Genomic DNA, 16,856 nt, shown 5'->3' with positions numbered 1-16,856 from the left:
AAATTGCTCGAGAAGGGCATCAACCCTTCCTCCTACGGCAAGCTGACCCGCGGGGTGGGCAGCATTTCGGCCGGCTACCGTCGCCGACGAATGGCTGAGGAAGATCGAGGCCGAGGGGCGAGCGGCAAAGACCCTCGAAAAGCTCCGGTGGCTGATCGGGTTCGCCAACCCGCTGATCGGCCCTCGGCCGATCGGCGACATCAGCGCGCCCGAGCTGCTCACCGTATTGAGGACTGTAGAGGTCCGAGGCCGCTACGAGACGGCACGACGCCTTCGTAGCACCTGCAGCAGCGTCATTCGCTACGCAATCGCCACCGGACGGGCGCAGCGGGACCCGACAGCCGATCTCCAGGGCGCCCTTATCACGCCCAAGGTCAAGCATCACGCCGCAATCATCGAACCCGACAAGGTGGGCGCACTCTTGCGCGCCATAGATGGTTACGAGGGTCAGCCATCGGTTGCCCTGGCGCTTCGGATCGCCCCACACGTCTTTGTGCGTCCGGGCGAACTGCGCGCTGCTGAGTGGGGAGAGTTCGACCTATCAGCGAAGGTCTGGACCATCCCCGGCGAGAAAATGAAGAGGGGCCGCCCGCATCGGGTCCCCCTCTCCAAGCAGATTCTTGCGCTCCTGGCGGCGCTTCGAGCGATGAGCGGCAGCTCGCACATGTTGAGAACAACGACGTTAATCCCCCAACGCAAGCCGGAAGGTCAAATATTGGGACTTTCCTGCCGATCCAACGTCTTGTGTTGATCGGTCGATTTTCCCATGAGCAGACGCTCCTCAAAGTCATAGTTACCAACACAAACGAGGGCTGGTCTCAGGCACATCGCGGGTGCTGCGGATGCGGCCCGAGGAGGTAACGACCGGTGTACACGCGGAGATTAGGCCCGGCACCCGCTTTCGAAGCCCGTCTCTTTCAGCGGCGCGATCAACGGGCCCGCCAAAGACCTGCAATTCTCGGGAGAAAAATCGCGGGACGTTCCCACGATCTCCAGGCGGCACTGATGTTCAGGCCAGTACCTTGTCTACCGCTGCGCTGAACTTCATCATATCGTCGGCAGAGCCGATCGTCACGCGCGAGACGGTCGGCCAGATCGGCCAGTTGCGCCCGATCTGCACATTCTGGGCCAGCAGCGCCTTCTGCACCTCCACGGCGGGGCGGGTCTTCCAGTCGAGCATGATCATGTTCGCCTGGCTGTTCTGGTGCACCTGCAGTCCGCGCCGGGTGAGCTGGGCGATGGTCGCCTCGCGCACCGCGATCATCTCGGCCCGGCGGGCGCGGATGGCGTCGGCCATGGTATAGGCGGCCGTGCCGCAGGCGACGGCGGGCATCGGCAGCGTGCCGGTCACCTGGAAGCCGTCATAGCGCATCATCCGCTTGTGCAGGTCGGGATGCGCGAAGGTGAGGCCGAGGCGGACACCCGCCATGCCGAACAGCTTCGAGAAGGTGCGCATCACGATCACGTCGCTGCGCGTGGCGGCGAGCGGGGCGGCACTGGGCGCTTCGGAGAAGTGCAGATAGGCCTCATCGACCAGCACCACCGAGTCCGCCGGCTTGTTGGCGAGCAGCCATTCGATATCGGCGAGCGGGGTGACCGTGCCGGTGGGGTTGTTGGGCGTGCAGATGTAATAAAGGCCCGCATTCGGATTGGCGGCGAGCATCTTGCGAACGTCGGCACCTGCGCCGGGGGCCATCGGAACCTTGGCGAGCGGAGCCTCCAGCCAGGCGGCCGCGCGCCAGGCGGATTCGAAGGTTGGATCGGCGGTCACCAGACCCTTGCTCGGCGAGCAGAAGGTGATGACCGAGCGCACCAGCGGGTCGCCAGAGCCGGGCCAGGGCATCACGCGCTCTTCGGGCACGTGCTCGACGGTGGCGACCGTCTTGATCAGCTTGCCACGCAGGTCATCAGGGTCGTAGCGATTGCCCTGCGCCAGGATGCTGGCGCCGGCCGCTACGGCAGCGGGGAATGGACCGGTCCAGCATTCGTTGGCGCCGATCTGCACGGCACCCTTCACGCCGCGCGCGGCCTGGCTCTGCGCAAAGGCCGAGGGCGCGAACGGCGCCAGCGCCGCGCCGCCGCCGACCAGCGCGGCGATGCGGCCCAGCTGCCGCCGCGAATAGCCGCGTTCCATCAGATCGTTGCGTGCATCCTTGTCGAGCATGGTTCCGGCCCCCTTGGTTCAATTGGTCTGTGGAATGGTGACGCGCGCGGCGGGATCGCCGGCTGCCTGGGCCGCGGCGAGCACGCGCAGGGCATTGCCGCCCATCACCTTGGCGACGTCCGCCGCCGAATAGCCGCGCTCGAGCAACACCGCGCTGACCTTCGGGAAATCGGCGACGCCGTCGAACCCCTCGATCCCGCCACCGCCGTCGAAATCGCCGCTCAGCCCGACATGGTCGATGCCGGCCACCTGGATCGCGTGTTCGAGATGCTTCATCAGATCGGCGAAGGTCGCGCGTGGTGCCGGCCAGCGGGCGTCGATCGCCTTGCGCTCGGTCATTAGTGCGCTGCGCTGCGCGGGCGTCATGTCGCGCATATTGCCAGCCTTGGCCATCAGCGCCTGCATCGCCGCATCGCGCTCGGGGATCTTGGGCTGGTCGATCATATAGGCGCTGAAGGCGTTGATCTGGACGACCCCGCCCTTGGCCGCAAGCAGCTTCAGATCGGCATCGCTGACGTTGCGCGGATGGTTATAGATTGCTCGCACGCCCGAGTGGGACAGGATGATCGGCGCCTTGGACAGCGCGATCATCTGTTCCAGCACCTGATCCGAGGCGTGGCTGGCATCGAGCAGGATGCCCAGTCGGTTGGCCTCCGCGACGAAGGCGCGCCCGGCGGGGCTGAGGCCGTTCCATTCGGGTTTGTCGGTGGCGCTGTCGGCCAAGTCGTTGTTCTTGAAGTGCACCGGCGAGGCCATCGTCAGCCCCAGCGCATGGAAGGTCGAGAGCAGCGAGACGTCGGCTTCCACCGGCGTGCCATTCTCCATGCTCATGAAGACGAAGCGCTTGCCCGAAGCGGCAACGGCGCGGGCCTGCTCCGCCGTGGTGACGAACTGGAACACGTTCGGGTGGCGCGCCACCATCTCGCGGATCTGCACCGCGCGAACGAAACCGGCGTCGCGCGCCGCCCGCCGCGCCTCGGGCGTGCGGGGCCCCTGCGCGGTGTAGATGGCGAAGAAGCCGCCATCGACGCCGCCTTCGATCATCCGCGGCACGTCGACCTGGTCGCCGTCCCTGGCGGTGTCGTGCCGGTCGGTGATGGTCCAGCCCGGTCGACCGAGATTGGCCGGCGTGTCGAAATGGGTGTCGAGCACGATCGCGTCGTCATGCACCTTCCGCGCGGTCTGTGCCGAGGCGACGGCGGGAAGCGTGGCGAGCAAGGCGAGCAGCGGCAGCGTGGAAAAGATGCGCATCAGAAGGGTGTCCGTTCTTCGACATGACGTTCGACCTCGGTCCGGTCGATCCACAGCGTACGGAAGGTTTTGCTGTTGAGGAATTGCAGCTGGTCGGAATTATGCTTCGATCCCGGCTGGCTGCTGTTGCCATAGCTCATCATGCCCACGGCGCGCATCGGCGTGCTGAATTCGATCATCGAGACCCAGGTCTCACCGTGCATCGGCGTGCGCTCGCCATTCTTCATCGGGCCCCAGGTGATCGTGCGGAACACGCCGGTGTTGCCGAAGCCGCCATTGGCGGGCAGGCTCACATCGCCCAGGTGGAAGCGCGAAACCTCGCCATAGGGGCGATCGACGGCGCCGTAGAGCTGGCGCGTCCTGGCCACCGCCGCCTTGAGCATCGCGACCGCGCCGGCAGGGTCCTTCAGGCCGCGCGGCGTCTCCAGCGGATCGCTGAGCGACCACTTCACCGCATAGTTGCTCTGGTCGGTGAAGTTCTTCGGCGCGAACATGGCCGCCCAGGTCTCGAACAGCAGCGCGCCGCGGGCATCCGCCTCGAACCGGTGATCCCAGCCGCTGAGCAGGCGCACCGCTTCGACGATCTCGGGATCGGTGCTGTCCTTTGCTGCCGCGATCAGCTCCGGCAGCAGCCGGTCCGCCATCAGCGCCCGCGTCTCGAGCTTGCGCGCCACGAAATCGTCGAACGAGATCTTGGGGCTCGCGGTCATCAGCTTGACCGACATCTGCGCGCGCTGGCTGACCGGGCCGACCGGCGCGACATAGGCGGGGAACGCCTTGGGATCGAGCACGCGCGGCCAGGTGGCGAGCCAGGGCGGATCATTGGCGTTCTGGACGAAGCCGCTGGCGGGATCGATCACCTTGGGCAGATCGTCATAGCCGTGCACGTCGCGCCACAGCGTGGCCGAGGTGTCGCCCGGCACCGGCGCAGACCATTTGGCGAGATCGCCGCCTGCGTGCTTGGGCAGGATGCCGTTGTCGAGATACAGGATATGCCCGGCGCGATCGGCATAGACGATGTTGAACATCGGCACCTGCATCTGGCGCAGCGCCGCCTGGAACTGCGCGAAATTATGCGCCTTGCCCATGTCGAGATATTGCTTGAGCACGCCCGGGCGATCGAGCCCCGCCACCTTCAGCGCGACGGTGGTGCCGCCGGGAATGTCGAACACCGGGCCCTGCACGGCATAGCGCTGGGTGAAGGTCACGGTCTTCAGCGAACCGTCGGCCTGGCGGACCTTGTAGCTTTTCTGCTCGGTGCGGAACGGCAGCACCTTGCCGTCATAGCGATAGCCGCCGTCGGCCAGGGTGAGCGTGTAGCTCGAATAGCCGAGCATCGTGTTCACCGTGTTGGTGAAGCCCAGATCGTTGTTGAACGCGAAGCGCAGCACCGGCAGACCCACCTGCGTCGCGCCATACACGCTGTAGCCGGGCGCGTTCAGATGCGCCTCATAATAGGTCAGCATGCTCGGCGCCCAGGGCAGATGCGGGTTGGCGAGCAGCATCGCCTTGCCGCTCGCGGACCGCGAAGGCGCCACCGCCCAGGCATTCGATCCGCCGGCCTCGTTGGTCGCGGGATCGGCCAGCACCTTCCGGTCCGAGGCGATGTAGACATAGTTCATCAGCCGGTGGGCATGTGCCATCACGTCCAGCCCGGTGATCGGTAGCACGCGCCGCATCGCCGGATCGATCGCATCAGGATGCTTGGCCGCATAGGCGTTGATGCCGGCGGCGAAGGCGTCGAGATCGGCGCGCATCTGTGGGGTCTGCTGCTGGAACCAGCGCCCTGCGCGGACGGGCACGTCATTGGCGATCAGCCAGCGATCCTGCGTCTCGTTGGCGCTGCCTCCCCAATATTCGGCCGACTTCGCCCGCGCCTCGCCGTACAGCTTGAGCAGCAGGTTGCCGTGGCTTTGCGCCTGGGCGTAGCCGAAGCCCCAAAAGGCCCCCGACTCCGTCTTCGCATAGACATGGGGGACGCCGAAGCTATCCCACAAAATCTCGCCCTTCCCGCCGGGGGCGGGCCGCGCCTGATGCGATACGGCGGGCGCGGCTGCGGCCCCGGCCAGAAGCAATCCGCAAATGATCTTGGTACGCATGTCAGCCCCTCAGAACTTGATTGCGACGCGACCGTAATAATATCCGCCGGTGAAGCCATAGGCTCCGCCTGTGGAATAGAAGCCGGCGCCCGTGTTGACGTTGGTCAGTGTGTCGTTGCGGTCGGGATAGACGTTGAACAGGTTATTGGCCCCTGCCGAGACCGTAAGCCGGTCGCTGGCCTTCCAGGACAGATCAACATCGGTGACCCATTTTGCGCCGAAAGTGCGGTCGTTCGCGATGGTGTTGCCGTAGGATTTGAACGATCCGTACCGCACCAGCCGCGTCGCCAGGGTGAAGGGCGCCAGCGTCGTGACGTTGCCCAGAAAGAACTTTGTTTCCGGCAGGTTGACCGTCATGTTGCTCTGCGACAGGCGATCGAAAAGCACATAGCCCGAACCCAGCGATCCCAGTTCGGACGGGTTATCCTTGATATGGGTGATGACCGTCCGGTTATAGTTGTAGCCGAGGTTCCACGCCATGCTGGCGACGCTGCCGATCGGGTGCTGATAGGTCGCGACTACGTCCACGCCGCGGGTCCGGGTGTCGATGGCATTGGTGTAATATTGCGCGCTGATATCGGGGGAAAGCCCGTTGGCAGTCAGGATCGCGGACACCGCCGTCCCGGTCAGCGTGGAGGTGATCGCGATCCGGTCTCGCACCTCGATCTGATAGCCGTCGACGGTGAGGGTGAACCGCGCGAACGGGGTCAGCACGATACCCGCGCTCAGGTTGGTCGATTTTTCTGGCTTCAGCGGCTCGGCCCCCAAGGCGATCGCTGCGGCCGAATTGACCGGAAGCGTCTTGATCTGGAGCAGGTTCAGGGTGGTGCCGATCGTGCGGAACTGGCCGGTGGTGGAGGCGTAGATTTGTTGCGCCAGCGCCGGCGCGCGGAACCCGGTGCTGACCGCGCCCCGCACCGCCACCCAGGGCGTTACGGCATAGCGGGCATTGAGCTTTCCGATCAGCGTGTCGCCGCTGTCGTCGTCATAATGCTCGAAGCGTAGCGCGCCGCCGATGGTCAGCCGCGTGCTCGGGTCCCAGACGATGTCGCCATAGGCCGCCATGTTGTTGCGTTTCAGGAAGCCTGCATCATCGGGCGTGAAGCCTGCGGCGCCCGATGCGCCGGGCGTCGGGCGGCCCAGGCTGCTCGTATAGGTCCCTGCTGCATAGCTGGCCCACTCGCCCGCGAGCACCTGATAGCTTTCCACGCGATATTGCAGCCCGCCCGAAACCTGGAGGCTGCCGCCGCCCACGGCATAGCCGCGCGTCAGGTCCAGCGAGGTCACCGCTTCCTTGGAAATCAACGTGCCGACATAGAAATGCGTCTGGCTCGTCGGTCCAAGCGATGCGTTGAGCGTATTGTCCGCGGTCTGGCGCGAACGGTTTTTGCCCAGCGTCTGGCTGAAGTCCCAGTCCCATCCCGAAAGCGCGCCACGCGCGCCCACCGCCACCTCATAGTCTTCTTCGGCGATCATCACGTGCGGGCGGAAGCCGTTGGGGAAGACCGCCGGGAGCGAATTGGCGTTGGTGGGCGCGCGATAGGTGTAATTGAGGTCCGATTTCCGCTGGCTGTAGGTGCCGAAGGAATAGAGTTCGACGCCCCCCAGATCATAGCCGGCATTGAAGCCGGTGTTGATGGATTCCTGTGGCATCGCACCATAGTTGGTTGTCACCAGCCGGTTGATCGTCGCCTCGCGCGAATCGAGCGCGCCGTTGACGAGCGGATAGAGCCGGATCGACGATGAAATCGGCTCGGCGCGGTTCGACGCATTCTGCTTCTTGGCGCTGACCGAGAGGTCGAGGAACCCGTCCTGCCCCAGCGCGAAGCCGATATTGGCGTCGGCCTGAAACAGTTCGCCGTCGCTGCGATCGAAATTCTGGCCCGCTGTGAACGATCCGAAGCCGCCGGACTTGTCCTTCTTCAGGATGATGTTGATCACGCCGGCGATCGCGTCCGAGCCATATTGCGCGGCGGCGCCGTCGCGCAGCACCTCGATATGGTCGATGGCAGAGGTCGGGATCAGGTCGAGGTCGGCCGGAACCGAGCCGTTGTAATAGGACGAGACCGCGTTGATCAGCGAGGTCTTGTGGCGCCGCTTGCCGTTGACGAGGATCAGCGTCTGGTCGGGATTCAGGCCCCGCAGGCCGCCGGTGGCGATCACCGTCGACGTGCCGCCGCCGGCACGGGCCGGCAGATTGAACGACGGCACGAGCGTGTTCAGCGCGGAAAACACGCCCGCCCGCCCGGTACGCTGCAATTCGCTTGCGCCGATGACGTCGATCGGCGTGGGGCTGTCCGCCACCGTGCGCGGCAATCCGCGACTGCCGGTGACGACGATCTCCTTGTCGGGGCTATCCTGCGCCGCGGCGCTTTCCTGGACGTCCTGTGCCGCGCGGCTCGCGCTCGCCGGCGGCGCGGCGGGGACGCCCATCGGCGTGAGGCTGGCGGTACGCACCAGCTTCGCGGCCGCGACCGCCTTGGGAAGCGAGAGCGCGATCACGCCGCCACCGGCGCGATTAATCTGTAGCCCGGTGCCGGCGAGCAGCCGATCGAGCGCGGCGCGCGGTGCCATCTTGCCCTGCACACCGGCGGTGCGCAGGCCCGCCACACGATCATAGGGATACAGGATCTGCATGCCCGTCTGTTCGGCGAAGCGCGCCAATGCGGATTGCACCGGCTGTGCGCGAATGTCGAAGGTCACCTCGCGCTCGGCCTGCGCGGCTGCGGGAAACGCCGTGATGGCCGCAGCGCTGGCCATCATGGTGCGAAGCAGGGTCGATGTCATGGATTGCCCCCCAGAGAAGATGTTTGCTGCTGGGAAGACGGACGGCACGACACATTCTGCTAATCGGCGCGTCATTTTTATTTCATCGTGGCTGGACACGCCCCCGATTCCCTGTTCGTATCGCCCCAACCACGATCCGCAGGAGAGGATGCCCCATAAAAAGGGGGGACGTCGCATGGATCCCGTTCGGGCACGGCTGGACTGGTATAAAGGGTGTATTCTGCCGCATGAGGGGGCGTTGCGGGCGCGCCTCCGTCGCGTTCTGCCCGACGGCTACGACATCGACGATATGGTGGCAGAGGCGATGACTCGCGCCTATGCGAATGGGGACATCGATCGGACGCAGTCGGGCCGCGCCTATCTGTTCCAGATCGCGCGCAACCTGGTGATCGACGAGGCACGCCGCAGCAAGATCGTATCGTTCGAGGTTATCGCCGATCTGGAGCTGATCGGCGTGGACGATACCGCGCATGCCCGGCTGGAGGCGCGCGATGAATTGCGCCACTTGCAGGCCATATTGGATACGTTGCCGCCCCAGTGTCGGCGTGCTTTCTTTTTACGGCGCGTCTATGATTGGCCGGTGGTAGCGATAGCAGAGGAGATGGGCCTGTCCGTTTCCACTGTAGACAAGCATCTTGCGCGGGCCGCACTGAAGATCATGCAGGCGATCGGCGAGTTTGAGGGTTCGGGTTTTGGGTGGTCCCTTCACAAGCGCAGCAGAACGGCAGGCGATCGAGGCCCAGGCGGCCCGTCTGTTCCTGAAGGCGCGCGCCGCCGATACTGACACGGCGTGGGACGAAGCGCTCGGTTGGGTCGCGGAGCACCCGGCACATGGCTATGCCTTCGCCAAGGTAGAGGCGGCGTGGGAGCTGTCCGAACGGTTGGGCGAGATTGCACCCGCCGACCCGCGCTGCCCGCTGAGCGCGCGTGACGGCACTCCGCCCGCCGCCGTCCCGGAAGATTCGGATGGAGCCCCCGGCGCCTTGAACCAGGCGGGATCGCCGCCCTGGCGATGGCGGCCGACCCGCCGGCTATTGGCCGGCACCATCGCCGCCAGCATGCTGGCAGTAGCGATCGGCGGCACGGTGGCGCTCCAGCTCGATCATGCGGTGGACCATTATCGCACCAAGATCGGTGAGAAGCGCACCGTCCGGCTCGCGGATGGCAGCGTGGTGCGGCTGAACACCGGCAGCTCGATCGAAGTCGCGCTGGGCAAGAAGGAGCGCTCGATACGGCTGCTTCGCGGCGAAGCGAGCTTCGACGTCGCCCACGATTCCGCCCGGCCGTTCATCGTCGATGCCGATAGCGCCAAGGTGCGCGCGGTCGGCACGGCATTTTCGGTGCGGCTGCGCCCCGACCTGACCGAAGTGACCGTAACCCAGGGGGTGGTGCTGGTGCGCGACGACCAGGCAGCCGGCCGTCGCGTGACGGCAGGTAACGCCGCCGCCGTGCGCCAGGGCGCGATCGCGGTGACCCCGCTCGCCGGCCACGACATCGCCCGCCGGCTGGCGTGGCAGCAGGGGCGGCTCAGCTTCGAGGGCGATACGCTCGCGCAGGCGGTGGAGGAGTTCAACCGCTACCGCATCAGCCCGATCGTGATCGGCGATCCGGCGATCAGCGGCCTGCGCATCGGCGGCACCTTCCGCTCGGACCGCTCCGACGATTTCGCCCATGCGCTGGAGCAGAGCTTCGGAATCCGCACCCTTCCCGGCGCGGACGGATCGCTGCTGCTGATGCCGGCGGCGGAATAGCCCCGCCGAGTAGCAGAAAGCGTCGCGCGGTCCGTTTCCGGCGACATGGGGTTCACGACACAGCAGCGTTCAACGGCAGACCACGCACCGATTGCAGCCGCCACGGCGGATCGACGGCTGAGGTCGATCATCGGCGGTTCGCTGGGCAATCTCGTCGAATGGTATGACTGGTACGTCTATTCGGCGTTCACGCTCTATTTCGCGCCGGTCTTCTTCCCGTCGGACGACAGCACCGCGCAGCTGCTGAGCGCGGCGGCGATCTTCGCCGTCGGCTTCCTGATGCGGCCGCTGGGGGCGTGGATCATGGGCATCTATGCCGATCGCCACGGGCGCAAGGCCGGCCTCGCGCTCTCGGTCGCGCTGATGGGCGGCGGCTCGGCGCTGATCGCGATGACGCCCGGCCATGCGACGATCGGCAACGCCGCGCCGCTGCTGCTGCTGCTCGCCCGGCTGATGCAGGGGCTTTCGGTCGGCGGCGAATATGGCGCCAGCGCCACCTATCTGTCCGAAATGGCGCGGCCCGGTCTGCGCGGATTTTTCTCCAGCTTCCAATATGTCACGCTGATCGCCGGCCAGCTGCTGGCGCTGTGCGTGCTGTTACTGCTCCAGGACGTGCTGACCGAGGCGCAGCTGGAGGCGTGGGGCTGGCGGATTCCCTTTGCGGTGGGCGCGGTGATGGCGGTGGGCGTCTATGTGCTGCGGCGTAGGCTACAGGAAACCGCGGCCTTCCAGAACAGCGCCGCGCGGGCCGATCGTCCGCGCTCGGCGGCGCTGGCGCTGTTCCGCCACCATCCGCGCGCGGCCCTGACGGTGTTCGTGATGACCGCTGGCGGCACGCTCGCCTTCTACGCCTACTCAACCTACATGCAGAAATTCCTGGTCAACTCGGCAGGGTTCGGCCGCCAGACCGCCACCGCGATCATGGCATCGGCGCTGTTCCTCTACATGCTGGCCCAGCCGCTGGCGGGCGGCCTTTCCGATCGCATCGGGCGCAAGCCGCTGCTGATCCTGTTCGGCATCGGCGGCGCGCTGCTGACCGTGCCGATCTTCACCCGGCTGGAGCATGTCACCTCGTCGTTCGAGGCGTTCCTGCTGGTGCTGGCGGGACTGCTGCTCGTCACCGGCTATACGTCGATCAACGCGGTGGTGAAGGCGGAGATGTTCCCGGCCCATATCCGCGCGCTGGGCGTCGCGCTGCCCTATGCGCTGGCCAACACGCTGTTCGGCGGCACCGCCGAATATGTTGCGCTGTGGCTGAAGCGGGAAGGGCTGGAGAACGGCTTCTACTGGTACGTCTCGGCGCTGATCGCCCTGTCGCTCATCGCCTATTTCCTGATGCCCGAAACCCGCGCCGGCGGCCAGATGGCCGCGGACGGCGCCGATCCCGAAAGGTAATGCCGATGGCTCGCGTTCGCCTGTTGCCCCTGCTTCCCTTCGCCCTGTTGCTGGCCGCCGCGCCGATGCAGGACGAGCACGGCGTCCCCCTTCCCGCCGCCGATGCGCCGCCGCTGCCGTTCCAGTCGGTCCAGCCCGAGCTGTTCGGCGTCGCCGGCTCGCTCTCCAATGCGTGGGGCGATTTCGACGGCGACGGCGATGCCGATCTGGCGGTATCGCTCAAGAGCGGCGAACTGCGGCTCTATCGCAACGACGGCGGCACCTTCGTCAGCGTCGGTGCGGCGATGGGGCTGCCTACCAAGGGCTATGAGCTGCGCGGCCTGAGCTGGGGCGATTATGACGGCGACGGCTGGCTCGACCTGCTCGGCGGCGCGACCGATCCCAAGACCGCGACTCTGGTATTCCACAATCTGGCCGGCAAGACATTCGAGGAAGTCGGCGCGGCAATCGGGCTGGGCTTTTCCGGCCGCTCGGCGCGGCAGACCAGCTGGGTCGATTTCGACAATGACGGCGATCTGGACGTGTACGCCGCCGATCGGATCGGCCCGAACAAGCTTTTCGCCAACACCAAGGGCCAGTTCGCCCAGATACTGGCTAGCGACGGCATCACCGATCCGCGCCCGACCGTGGGCGCCTGCTGGTTCGACTATGACGAGGACGGTGACCTCGACCTGTTCCTCGCCAACCAGTCGGGTGCGGCAGATGCCCTGTGGCGCAACGATGGCGGGCATTTCACCGACGTGGCGGTGCAGGCCGGCGTCGCCGGGCCGCCGCGCACCAAGGAAGAAGGCGGCGTCGGCTGCGCGGTGGGCGACTATGACAATGACGGCCATCTCGACCTGTTCGTCCCCAATTACGGCGCCAACGCGCTGTACCGGAACAAGGGCGACGGCACGTTCGAGAATGCCTCCGCCGCTGCGGGCCTTGGCTTCGAGAACCACGGCGTCGGTGCCGCCTGGGGCGATTACGACAATGACGGCTGGATCGACCTGTCGATCATGGCCTATGAGGGCCCGGTCGGGCAGCAGGTGCCAACCAATGCGCTGATGCACAACGCGCCCGACGGCAAGGGCGGGCGCCGCTTCGTCAACGTCCTGCCGCGCACCAGCCCGGTCAATGCCGGCGACCACGGCGTGCAATGGGTCGACTATGACGGCGACGGCGCGCTCGATCTGTCGATCACCGACGGCTATGGCCCGGTCGGCGGCCATTTCGTCTTCCATAACACCTCGCCGAAAAGCGTCGCGGCCCGCAGCCTGCAGGTGCTGGTGCTCGACGCCAAGGGGCATTTCACTCGCGCCGGCGCCGAGGTGCGACTGCGCGATGCGGCCGGAAAGATCCTTGCGACGCGGCAGCTCGGCACCGGCGACGGCTATAACACGCAAAGCGCGCTACCGGTGCATTTCGGGCTGTCCAGAATTGCGCCGGTCACCGTGGAGGTGACGTTCCTGACGCCGAAGGGCCGCAGGACGCAAACGATCCGCAACGTCGACCCGCGGCGCTATGCCGGCACCCGACTGGTGGTGCGTCAGAAGGTGGAGGGCGTGCGCTGATGGCGTTGCTCCTTCCCGGGTTCGCCTTGCTTGCAGCGGGCCTGGCGGCGGGGTTCGCGGCCGGGCTGTTCGGGATCGGCGGTGGGTTTGTCGTCGTTCCCGCGTTGCTGCTGGTGCTGCCGCTGCTGGGCGGTGACCCGCATCATTATGCCCATGTCGCGATCGGCACCTCGGCAGCGACGATCATCATAACCTCGCTGCGGTCGCTGCGCGCGCATGCGAAGCGCGGCGCCGTGGAGTTCGATACGCTGCGCGGCTGGGCGCCGTGGATCGTCCTCGGCTGTGGCGCGGGCGTGCTGCTCGCGGACCGGATCGACGGCCGCGTTCTGACGCTGATCTTCGGGATCGGGGTGGGGCTCATGTCGATCAATTTCCTTGTCCCCAAGCTGGGCGACAAGGTGGTGCGCGACACGATGCCCGGCGGCATGCTCCGGATAGGATTCGCAACCGGACTGGGGACGTTTTCCTCGCTGCTGGGCATCGGCGGGGGGACGCTCGCGATCATGCTGATGACGTTGTGCGGGCGCACCATTCATCGCGCGATCGCGACAGCATCGGGCGTCGGCACGCTGATCGCGGTGCCGACGACGCTGGGCTTCGTGCTGATCGGGCTGCACGAGCAGCGGCTGCCCTGGGGCTCGCTCGGTTATGTAAACCTGCCCGCGACTGCGGCAGTCGCGGCGATGTCGATCGTGACCGCGCCGTACGGCGTGGCGGCAGCGCACAAGCTGCCGTCCCGGCCACTGAAGACTCTCTTCGGCATCTATCTGCTGATGATCGCCTATCTGATGCTGCGCCGCGCGATCGGCTAGGACGTGCGCTTCTCTGCCGTGGTGAGCCTGCAGGGCAAATGACTGCGTCTCCCTGCCGGAACTGCCCGGGTGAAGACGCCGCTGACGCCGACGATCTCATCGTCTCCGCGGCCTCGCCAGGCAGGATCACCTCGGCCTTGAGACCCTGCCATCTCGCCCCGGCTATGCCACAGCGATGCAGGGTAATTGTTGCGCGGTGGCGCCTTGGCAGCCGCGAGCGCGGCGCTGGCATGCGCGGCCCGCACCTCCAGACCTGCAGCGCGGACGGCATTGGTATAGGACATCGCCGGCGGGCGGGGCGCCGCGAGGCCCACCCCGGCTGCGATCGCGCCGGGCAAGAGCACGACGATCACCAGCCAGGCGGTACCCGCCGCCAGCGCCGCAGTGGTCGAGGCACGCACGAACAGATTGATGAGCGTGGTGAGCGCGATCCAGAACAGTCCATAGGCAAGCACGATGGCGGCAAAGCCTGTCAGGCCAGCAAGGTCGCGCGCGCCTGCCAGCACGAGCGCCATGCACGCGATCAGCGTTGCGCCGGCAAGCAAGCCGCCGCCGCGCACCGCTACGCGCATCAAGACCAGCCGGGCGGGCGAAATGGGTTGGGCGAGTTGGAACCGGGCGCTGCCATTCTCGACGTCACGCGACCAGAAATCATAGGTCGCGGCGATCAGCAGCAGGGGCAGAAGCAGGACGATGACAAAGGCGAGATCGAAGCGCCCTGCAGCGAGCACCGCAGGGCTTTCCAGTCCGGCCATGTGCGGGTCGAAGATCGACCATGGGTCGAGGAACGGCGCGATGCTGGCCGCGGCCGGGTATGCGACTTGGCCTGGAAGAAGTCGCGATCGTGCAGTGCGCCCACCGCACGCAGGCGCAGACGCCCGGCTGCATCCACCGGCCCGCCGATATCGAACTCGCCGCGATAGTTGTTCCAGGAGCCGGCAGAAAGCGCGCCGGAAATTGCGAGTTGATCCTGTCCACGCTTGCGGATGAGGTTGATCGTGCCGCCCGGCGATCCGGATCCACGGAACAGGCCGGTCGGCCCGCGCTGCACTTCAAGCCGCTCATAGATAACCAAGTCGAACTCGGGCACGCCGGACGAGAAGGTCGAGGGGATGCCGTCATAGGCATAGTCGAGCACGAATAGGCGGCGGTCTAGATCGGCTGTGCCATCGTCTTAGCGCTTTGCCATTGCTTGCGCGTAGCGGCGGGAGACTTCGGCCCAGTTCACCACCTGCCACCAGCCGTCGAGATAATCGCCGCGGCGGTTCTGGTACTTCAGATAATAGGCATGCTCCCACACGTCGTTGCCGAGGATCGGCGTGCCCTTGGCTTCGGCCACGTCCATCAACGGATTGTCCTGGTTGGGGGTGGAGGTAATGGCCAGCTTGCCGTCCGCGCCCACGATCAGCCAGACCCAGCCCGAGCCGAAGCGCTTGGTACCCGCCTCCTTGAACGCGGCCTTGAACGTGTCGAGCGAGCCAAAGCTGTCGGCAATCGCGGTCGCCAGCGCCGGCGAGGGCGCGCCAGCCTGCGCGGGCGACGCCATCGTCTTCCAGAAGAAGCTGTGGTTCCAATGCCCGCCGGCATTGTTGCGCACGACCGCCGGCAGCGTGCCCGCCCTGGCGACAAGTTGCTCGAGCGACTGGCCAGCCAGCGCAGCATCGGCGGCAACTGCCTTGTTCAGCGCATCGACATAGGCCTGGTGGTGCTTGTCGTGGTGGATCGTCATCGTCTGCGCATCGATCGCCGGTTCCAGCGCGTCGGCGGCATAGGGCAGCGCCGGCAGCGTGAAGGCGGCGGGCGCAGGCGTCGCCTGTGCGAGAGCGAGCGACGGGGCGGCGGCAAGGCTCGCAAACGCAAGCGATAGGACAATGCGCTTCATGGGTTCCTCCTGGTTATGGCTGGGGTGGGACGGGTCGGCACACGACCGAAACGCGTGGCACGCGGATTTGGCGTCGACCGCGCGCTCAAAGAAAGAGCGTTCCGCGCGAAGAGGGAAGACCGGGGTGGCCGGGCTGCATCCCGACAGCGATGTAGCTGGAACAACGTGCTTTCTTCCTTGGTCGGACGCCAATAGGTGGGAAGGCCACTTGACGCGATGGTAATGTTATATCATTGCCACGCAGGCACCTCGGTGTCCAGCGTTGGATGGAGTAAGGCATGACGCAGGCAGTGCGACGACAATATCTGTACGACGCGCTCGCGCTCGGACTCTCGCTGCTCTGCCTGGTGCACTGCCTCGTGCTGCCGATGCTGATCCTCCTGCTTCCCGTGCTGGCGGCCTATCTGGCGGTGCCGGAGCAATTCCACTTGTGGGCGCTTGCGCTTGCGATACCGGCCAGCACGATCGCGCTGGCTGCCGGCTATCGCCGCCATCGCCAGAGCAGGCCGGCGAAGATCGTGGTTCCAGGGATTGCGCTGCTGGCATTCGGCGCACTCGCCGCCCCGACCGAAGCGATGGAAGCCGCGCTGACCGTGCCCGGCGCCCTGGCGCTGGCGCTTGGCCATGCGCTCAACTGGCGCGCGCTTCGGCATGGCGACGGCCCCCATGCGGTGAAGCGGTGACGATGCGCGCCCCGGCACATGCAGCGAGTGGCGCTGCGGCGCCCCGCAGGGCCCCCGGCGTCGCCGAGGCGCGCGTGGTGGCGTTGCTTACAGGCGCCAACCGGCCGATCAGCGCCTATGACATCGTCCATCGCTGCACCGCCGAGGGGCATCCGATCGCGCCCACCCAGGTGTACCGCGTATTGGCGCGGCTGATGGCGCAGGGGCGGGTGTTCCGCGTCGAAACGCTGGCCGCCTATATGCTCTGGCGCGCGCCGTTCGACATGTGCCTGATCTGCGATGGCTGCCATGCGATCCAACTTCTGCCCTGCCCCGAACTCCCCGCGCAACTGGCCGCCCAAGCGCAGCGGCTGGGTTTCAGGCCTGCCCGGCTCATCATCGAGAGCCATGGCCGCTGCGCCGAATGCGCCACCACACTGCAATAGCCACGCTTGCCGCAAGTCCTGGCACCGGCGGCTGCGCCCAAGACGTTGAATAGG

15 protein-coding genes are annotated in these 16,856 nt (G+C 66.4%); 8 read left to right on the top strand and 7 right to left on the bottom strand.

The features are described from left to right. The first annotated feature begins 94 nt into the window (after positions 1-94). Positions 95-751 (top strand): tyrosine-type recombinase/integrase, encoded by a 657-nt coding sequence (locus TS85_RS26345; RefSeq protein ID WP_077228380.1) that lies wholly within the window; start codon positions 95-97, stop codon positions 749-751. 258 nt (positions 752-1,009) lie between these two features. On the opposite strand, the gene TS85_RS00940 is transcribed toward TS85_RS26345, so the two are convergent. The 4 genes from TS85_RS00940 to TS85_RS00925 are packed head-to-tail and all read right to left on the bottom strand — an operon-like array spanning position 1,010 to position 8,301. Further along, positions 1,010-2,164 carry a pyridoxal phosphate-dependent aminotransferase gene (locus TS85_RS00940; RefSeq protein ID WP_044329854.1) on the bottom strand — a complete coding sequence of 385 codons (1,155 nt, stop codon included), beginning with the start codon at positions 2,162-2,164 and terminating at the stop codon, positions 1,010-1,012. An 18-nt stretch (positions 2,165-2,182) separates the two neighbouring features. Further along, positions 2,183-3,415 (bottom strand): dipeptidase, encoded by a 1,233-nt coding sequence (locus tag TS85_RS00935; RefSeq protein WP_044329853.1) that lies wholly within the window; start codon positions 3,413-3,415, stop codon positions 2,183-2,185. Then, positions 3,415-5,514: an acylase gene (locus tag TS85_RS00930; RefSeq protein WP_044329852.1), complete on the bottom strand. Its 2,100-nt coding sequence runs from the start codon at positions 5,512-5,514 to the stop codon at positions 3,415-3,417. Before TS85_RS00930 ends, TS85_RS00935 begins: the two co-directional genes overlap by 1 nt. A gap of 9 nt (positions 5,515-5,523) precedes the next feature. Next, positions 5,524-8,301 (bottom strand): TonB-dependent receptor, encoded by a 2,778-nt coding sequence (locus TS85_RS00925; protein WP_052507662.1) that lies wholly within the window; start codon positions 8,299-8,301, stop codon positions 5,524-5,526. Here TS85_RS00925 and TS85_RS00920 point away from each other — a divergent pair. The 5 genes from TS85_RS00920 to TS85_RS00900 are packed head-to-tail and all read left to right on the top strand — an operon-like array spanning position 8,255 to position 13,812. Further along, positions 8,255-9,085 (top strand): sigma-70 family RNA polymerase sigma factor, encoded by an 831-nt coding sequence (locus TS85_RS00920; RefSeq protein WP_227698619.1) that lies wholly within the window; start codon positions 8,255-8,257, stop codon positions 9,083-9,085. The genes TS85_RS00925 and TS85_RS00920 overlap by 47 nt on opposite strands. Beyond that, on the top strand, positions 8,994-10,052 hold the full coding sequence (locus TS85_RS00915) for a FecR family protein (protein ID WP_044329850.1): 1,059 nt from the start codon (positions 8,994-8,996) through the stop codon (positions 10,050-10,052). The genes TS85_RS00920 and TS85_RS00915 overlap by 92 nt, the downstream gene beginning before the upstream one ends. A 45-nt stretch (positions 10,053-10,097) precedes the next feature. After that, positions 10,098-11,447 carry an MFS transporter gene (locus TS85_RS00910; RefSeq protein WP_052507661.1) on the top strand — a complete coding sequence of 450 codons (1,350 nt, stop codon included), beginning with the start codon at positions 10,098-10,100 and terminating at the stop codon, positions 11,445-11,447. Between the two features lie 5 nt (positions 11,448-11,452). After that, positions 11,453-13,000 (top strand): CRTAC1 family protein, encoded by a 1,548-nt coding sequence (locus tag TS85_RS00905; RefSeq protein ID WP_227698618.1) that lies wholly within the window; start codon positions 11,453-11,455, stop codon positions 12,998-13,000. After that, a complete protein-coding gene (locus tag TS85_RS00900; protein WP_044329849.1) occupies positions 13,000-13,812 on the top strand; it encodes a sulfite exporter TauE/SafE family protein in 813 nt (270 codons plus the stop codon). Before TS85_RS00905 ends, TS85_RS00900 begins: the two co-directional genes overlap by 1 nt. On the opposite strand, the gene TS85_RS00895 is transcribed toward TS85_RS00900, so the two are convergent. Genes TS85_RS00895 through TS85_RS00890 form a run of 3 tightly spaced genes read right to left on the bottom strand, consistent with a single transcriptional unit; the run spans position 13,809 to position 15,694 of the window. Further along, positions 13,809-14,567 (bottom strand): ABC transporter permease subunit, encoded by a 759-nt coding sequence (locus TS85_RS00895; RefSeq protein WP_077228379.1) that lies wholly within the window; start codon positions 14,565-14,567, stop codon positions 13,809-13,811. The genes TS85_RS00900 and TS85_RS00895 overlap by 4 nt on opposite strands. Then, positions 14,480-14,950 carry a hypothetical protein gene (locus TS85_RS25105; protein WP_052507658.1) on the bottom strand — a complete coding sequence of 157 codons (471 nt, stop codon included), beginning with the start codon at positions 14,948-14,950 and terminating at the stop codon, positions 14,480-14,482. The genes TS85_RS00895 and TS85_RS25105 overlap by 88 nt, the downstream gene beginning before the upstream one ends. 36 nt (positions 14,951-14,986) lie before the next feature. Beyond that, on the bottom strand, positions 14,987-15,694 hold the full coding sequence (locus TS85_RS00890) for a superoxide dismutase (RefSeq protein WP_044329848.1): 708 nt from the start codon (positions 15,692-15,694) through the stop codon (positions 14,987-14,989). Between the two features lie 278 nt (positions 15,695-15,972). On the opposite strand from TS85_RS00890, the gene TS85_RS00885 reads away from it, so the two are divergent. Both TS85_RS00885 and TS85_RS00880 read left to right on the top strand, forming a co-directional pair. Next, positions 15,973-16,377, top strand: coding sequence for a MerC family mercury resistance protein (locus TS85_RS00885; RefSeq protein ID WP_044329847.1), 405 nt, complete (start codon positions 15,973-15,975; stop codon positions 16,375-16,377). A gap of 77 nt (positions 16,378-16,454) precedes the next feature. After that, entirely contained in the window at positions 16,455-16,802 is a 348-nt protein-coding gene (locus TS85_RS00880) for a Fur family transcriptional regulator (RefSeq protein ID WP_152997881.1), read from the top strand. Positions 16,803-16,856 lie beyond the last annotated feature (54 nt).

Source organism: Sphingomonas hengshuiensis (genome assembly GCF_000935025.1).
In the GTDB taxonomy this organism is placed as follows: domain Bacteria; phylum Pseudomonadota; class Alphaproteobacteria; order Sphingomonadales; family Sphingomonadaceae; genus Sphingomonas; species Sphingomonas hengshuiensis.
This window is presented reverse-complemented; position numbering and strand designations above follow the sequence as displayed.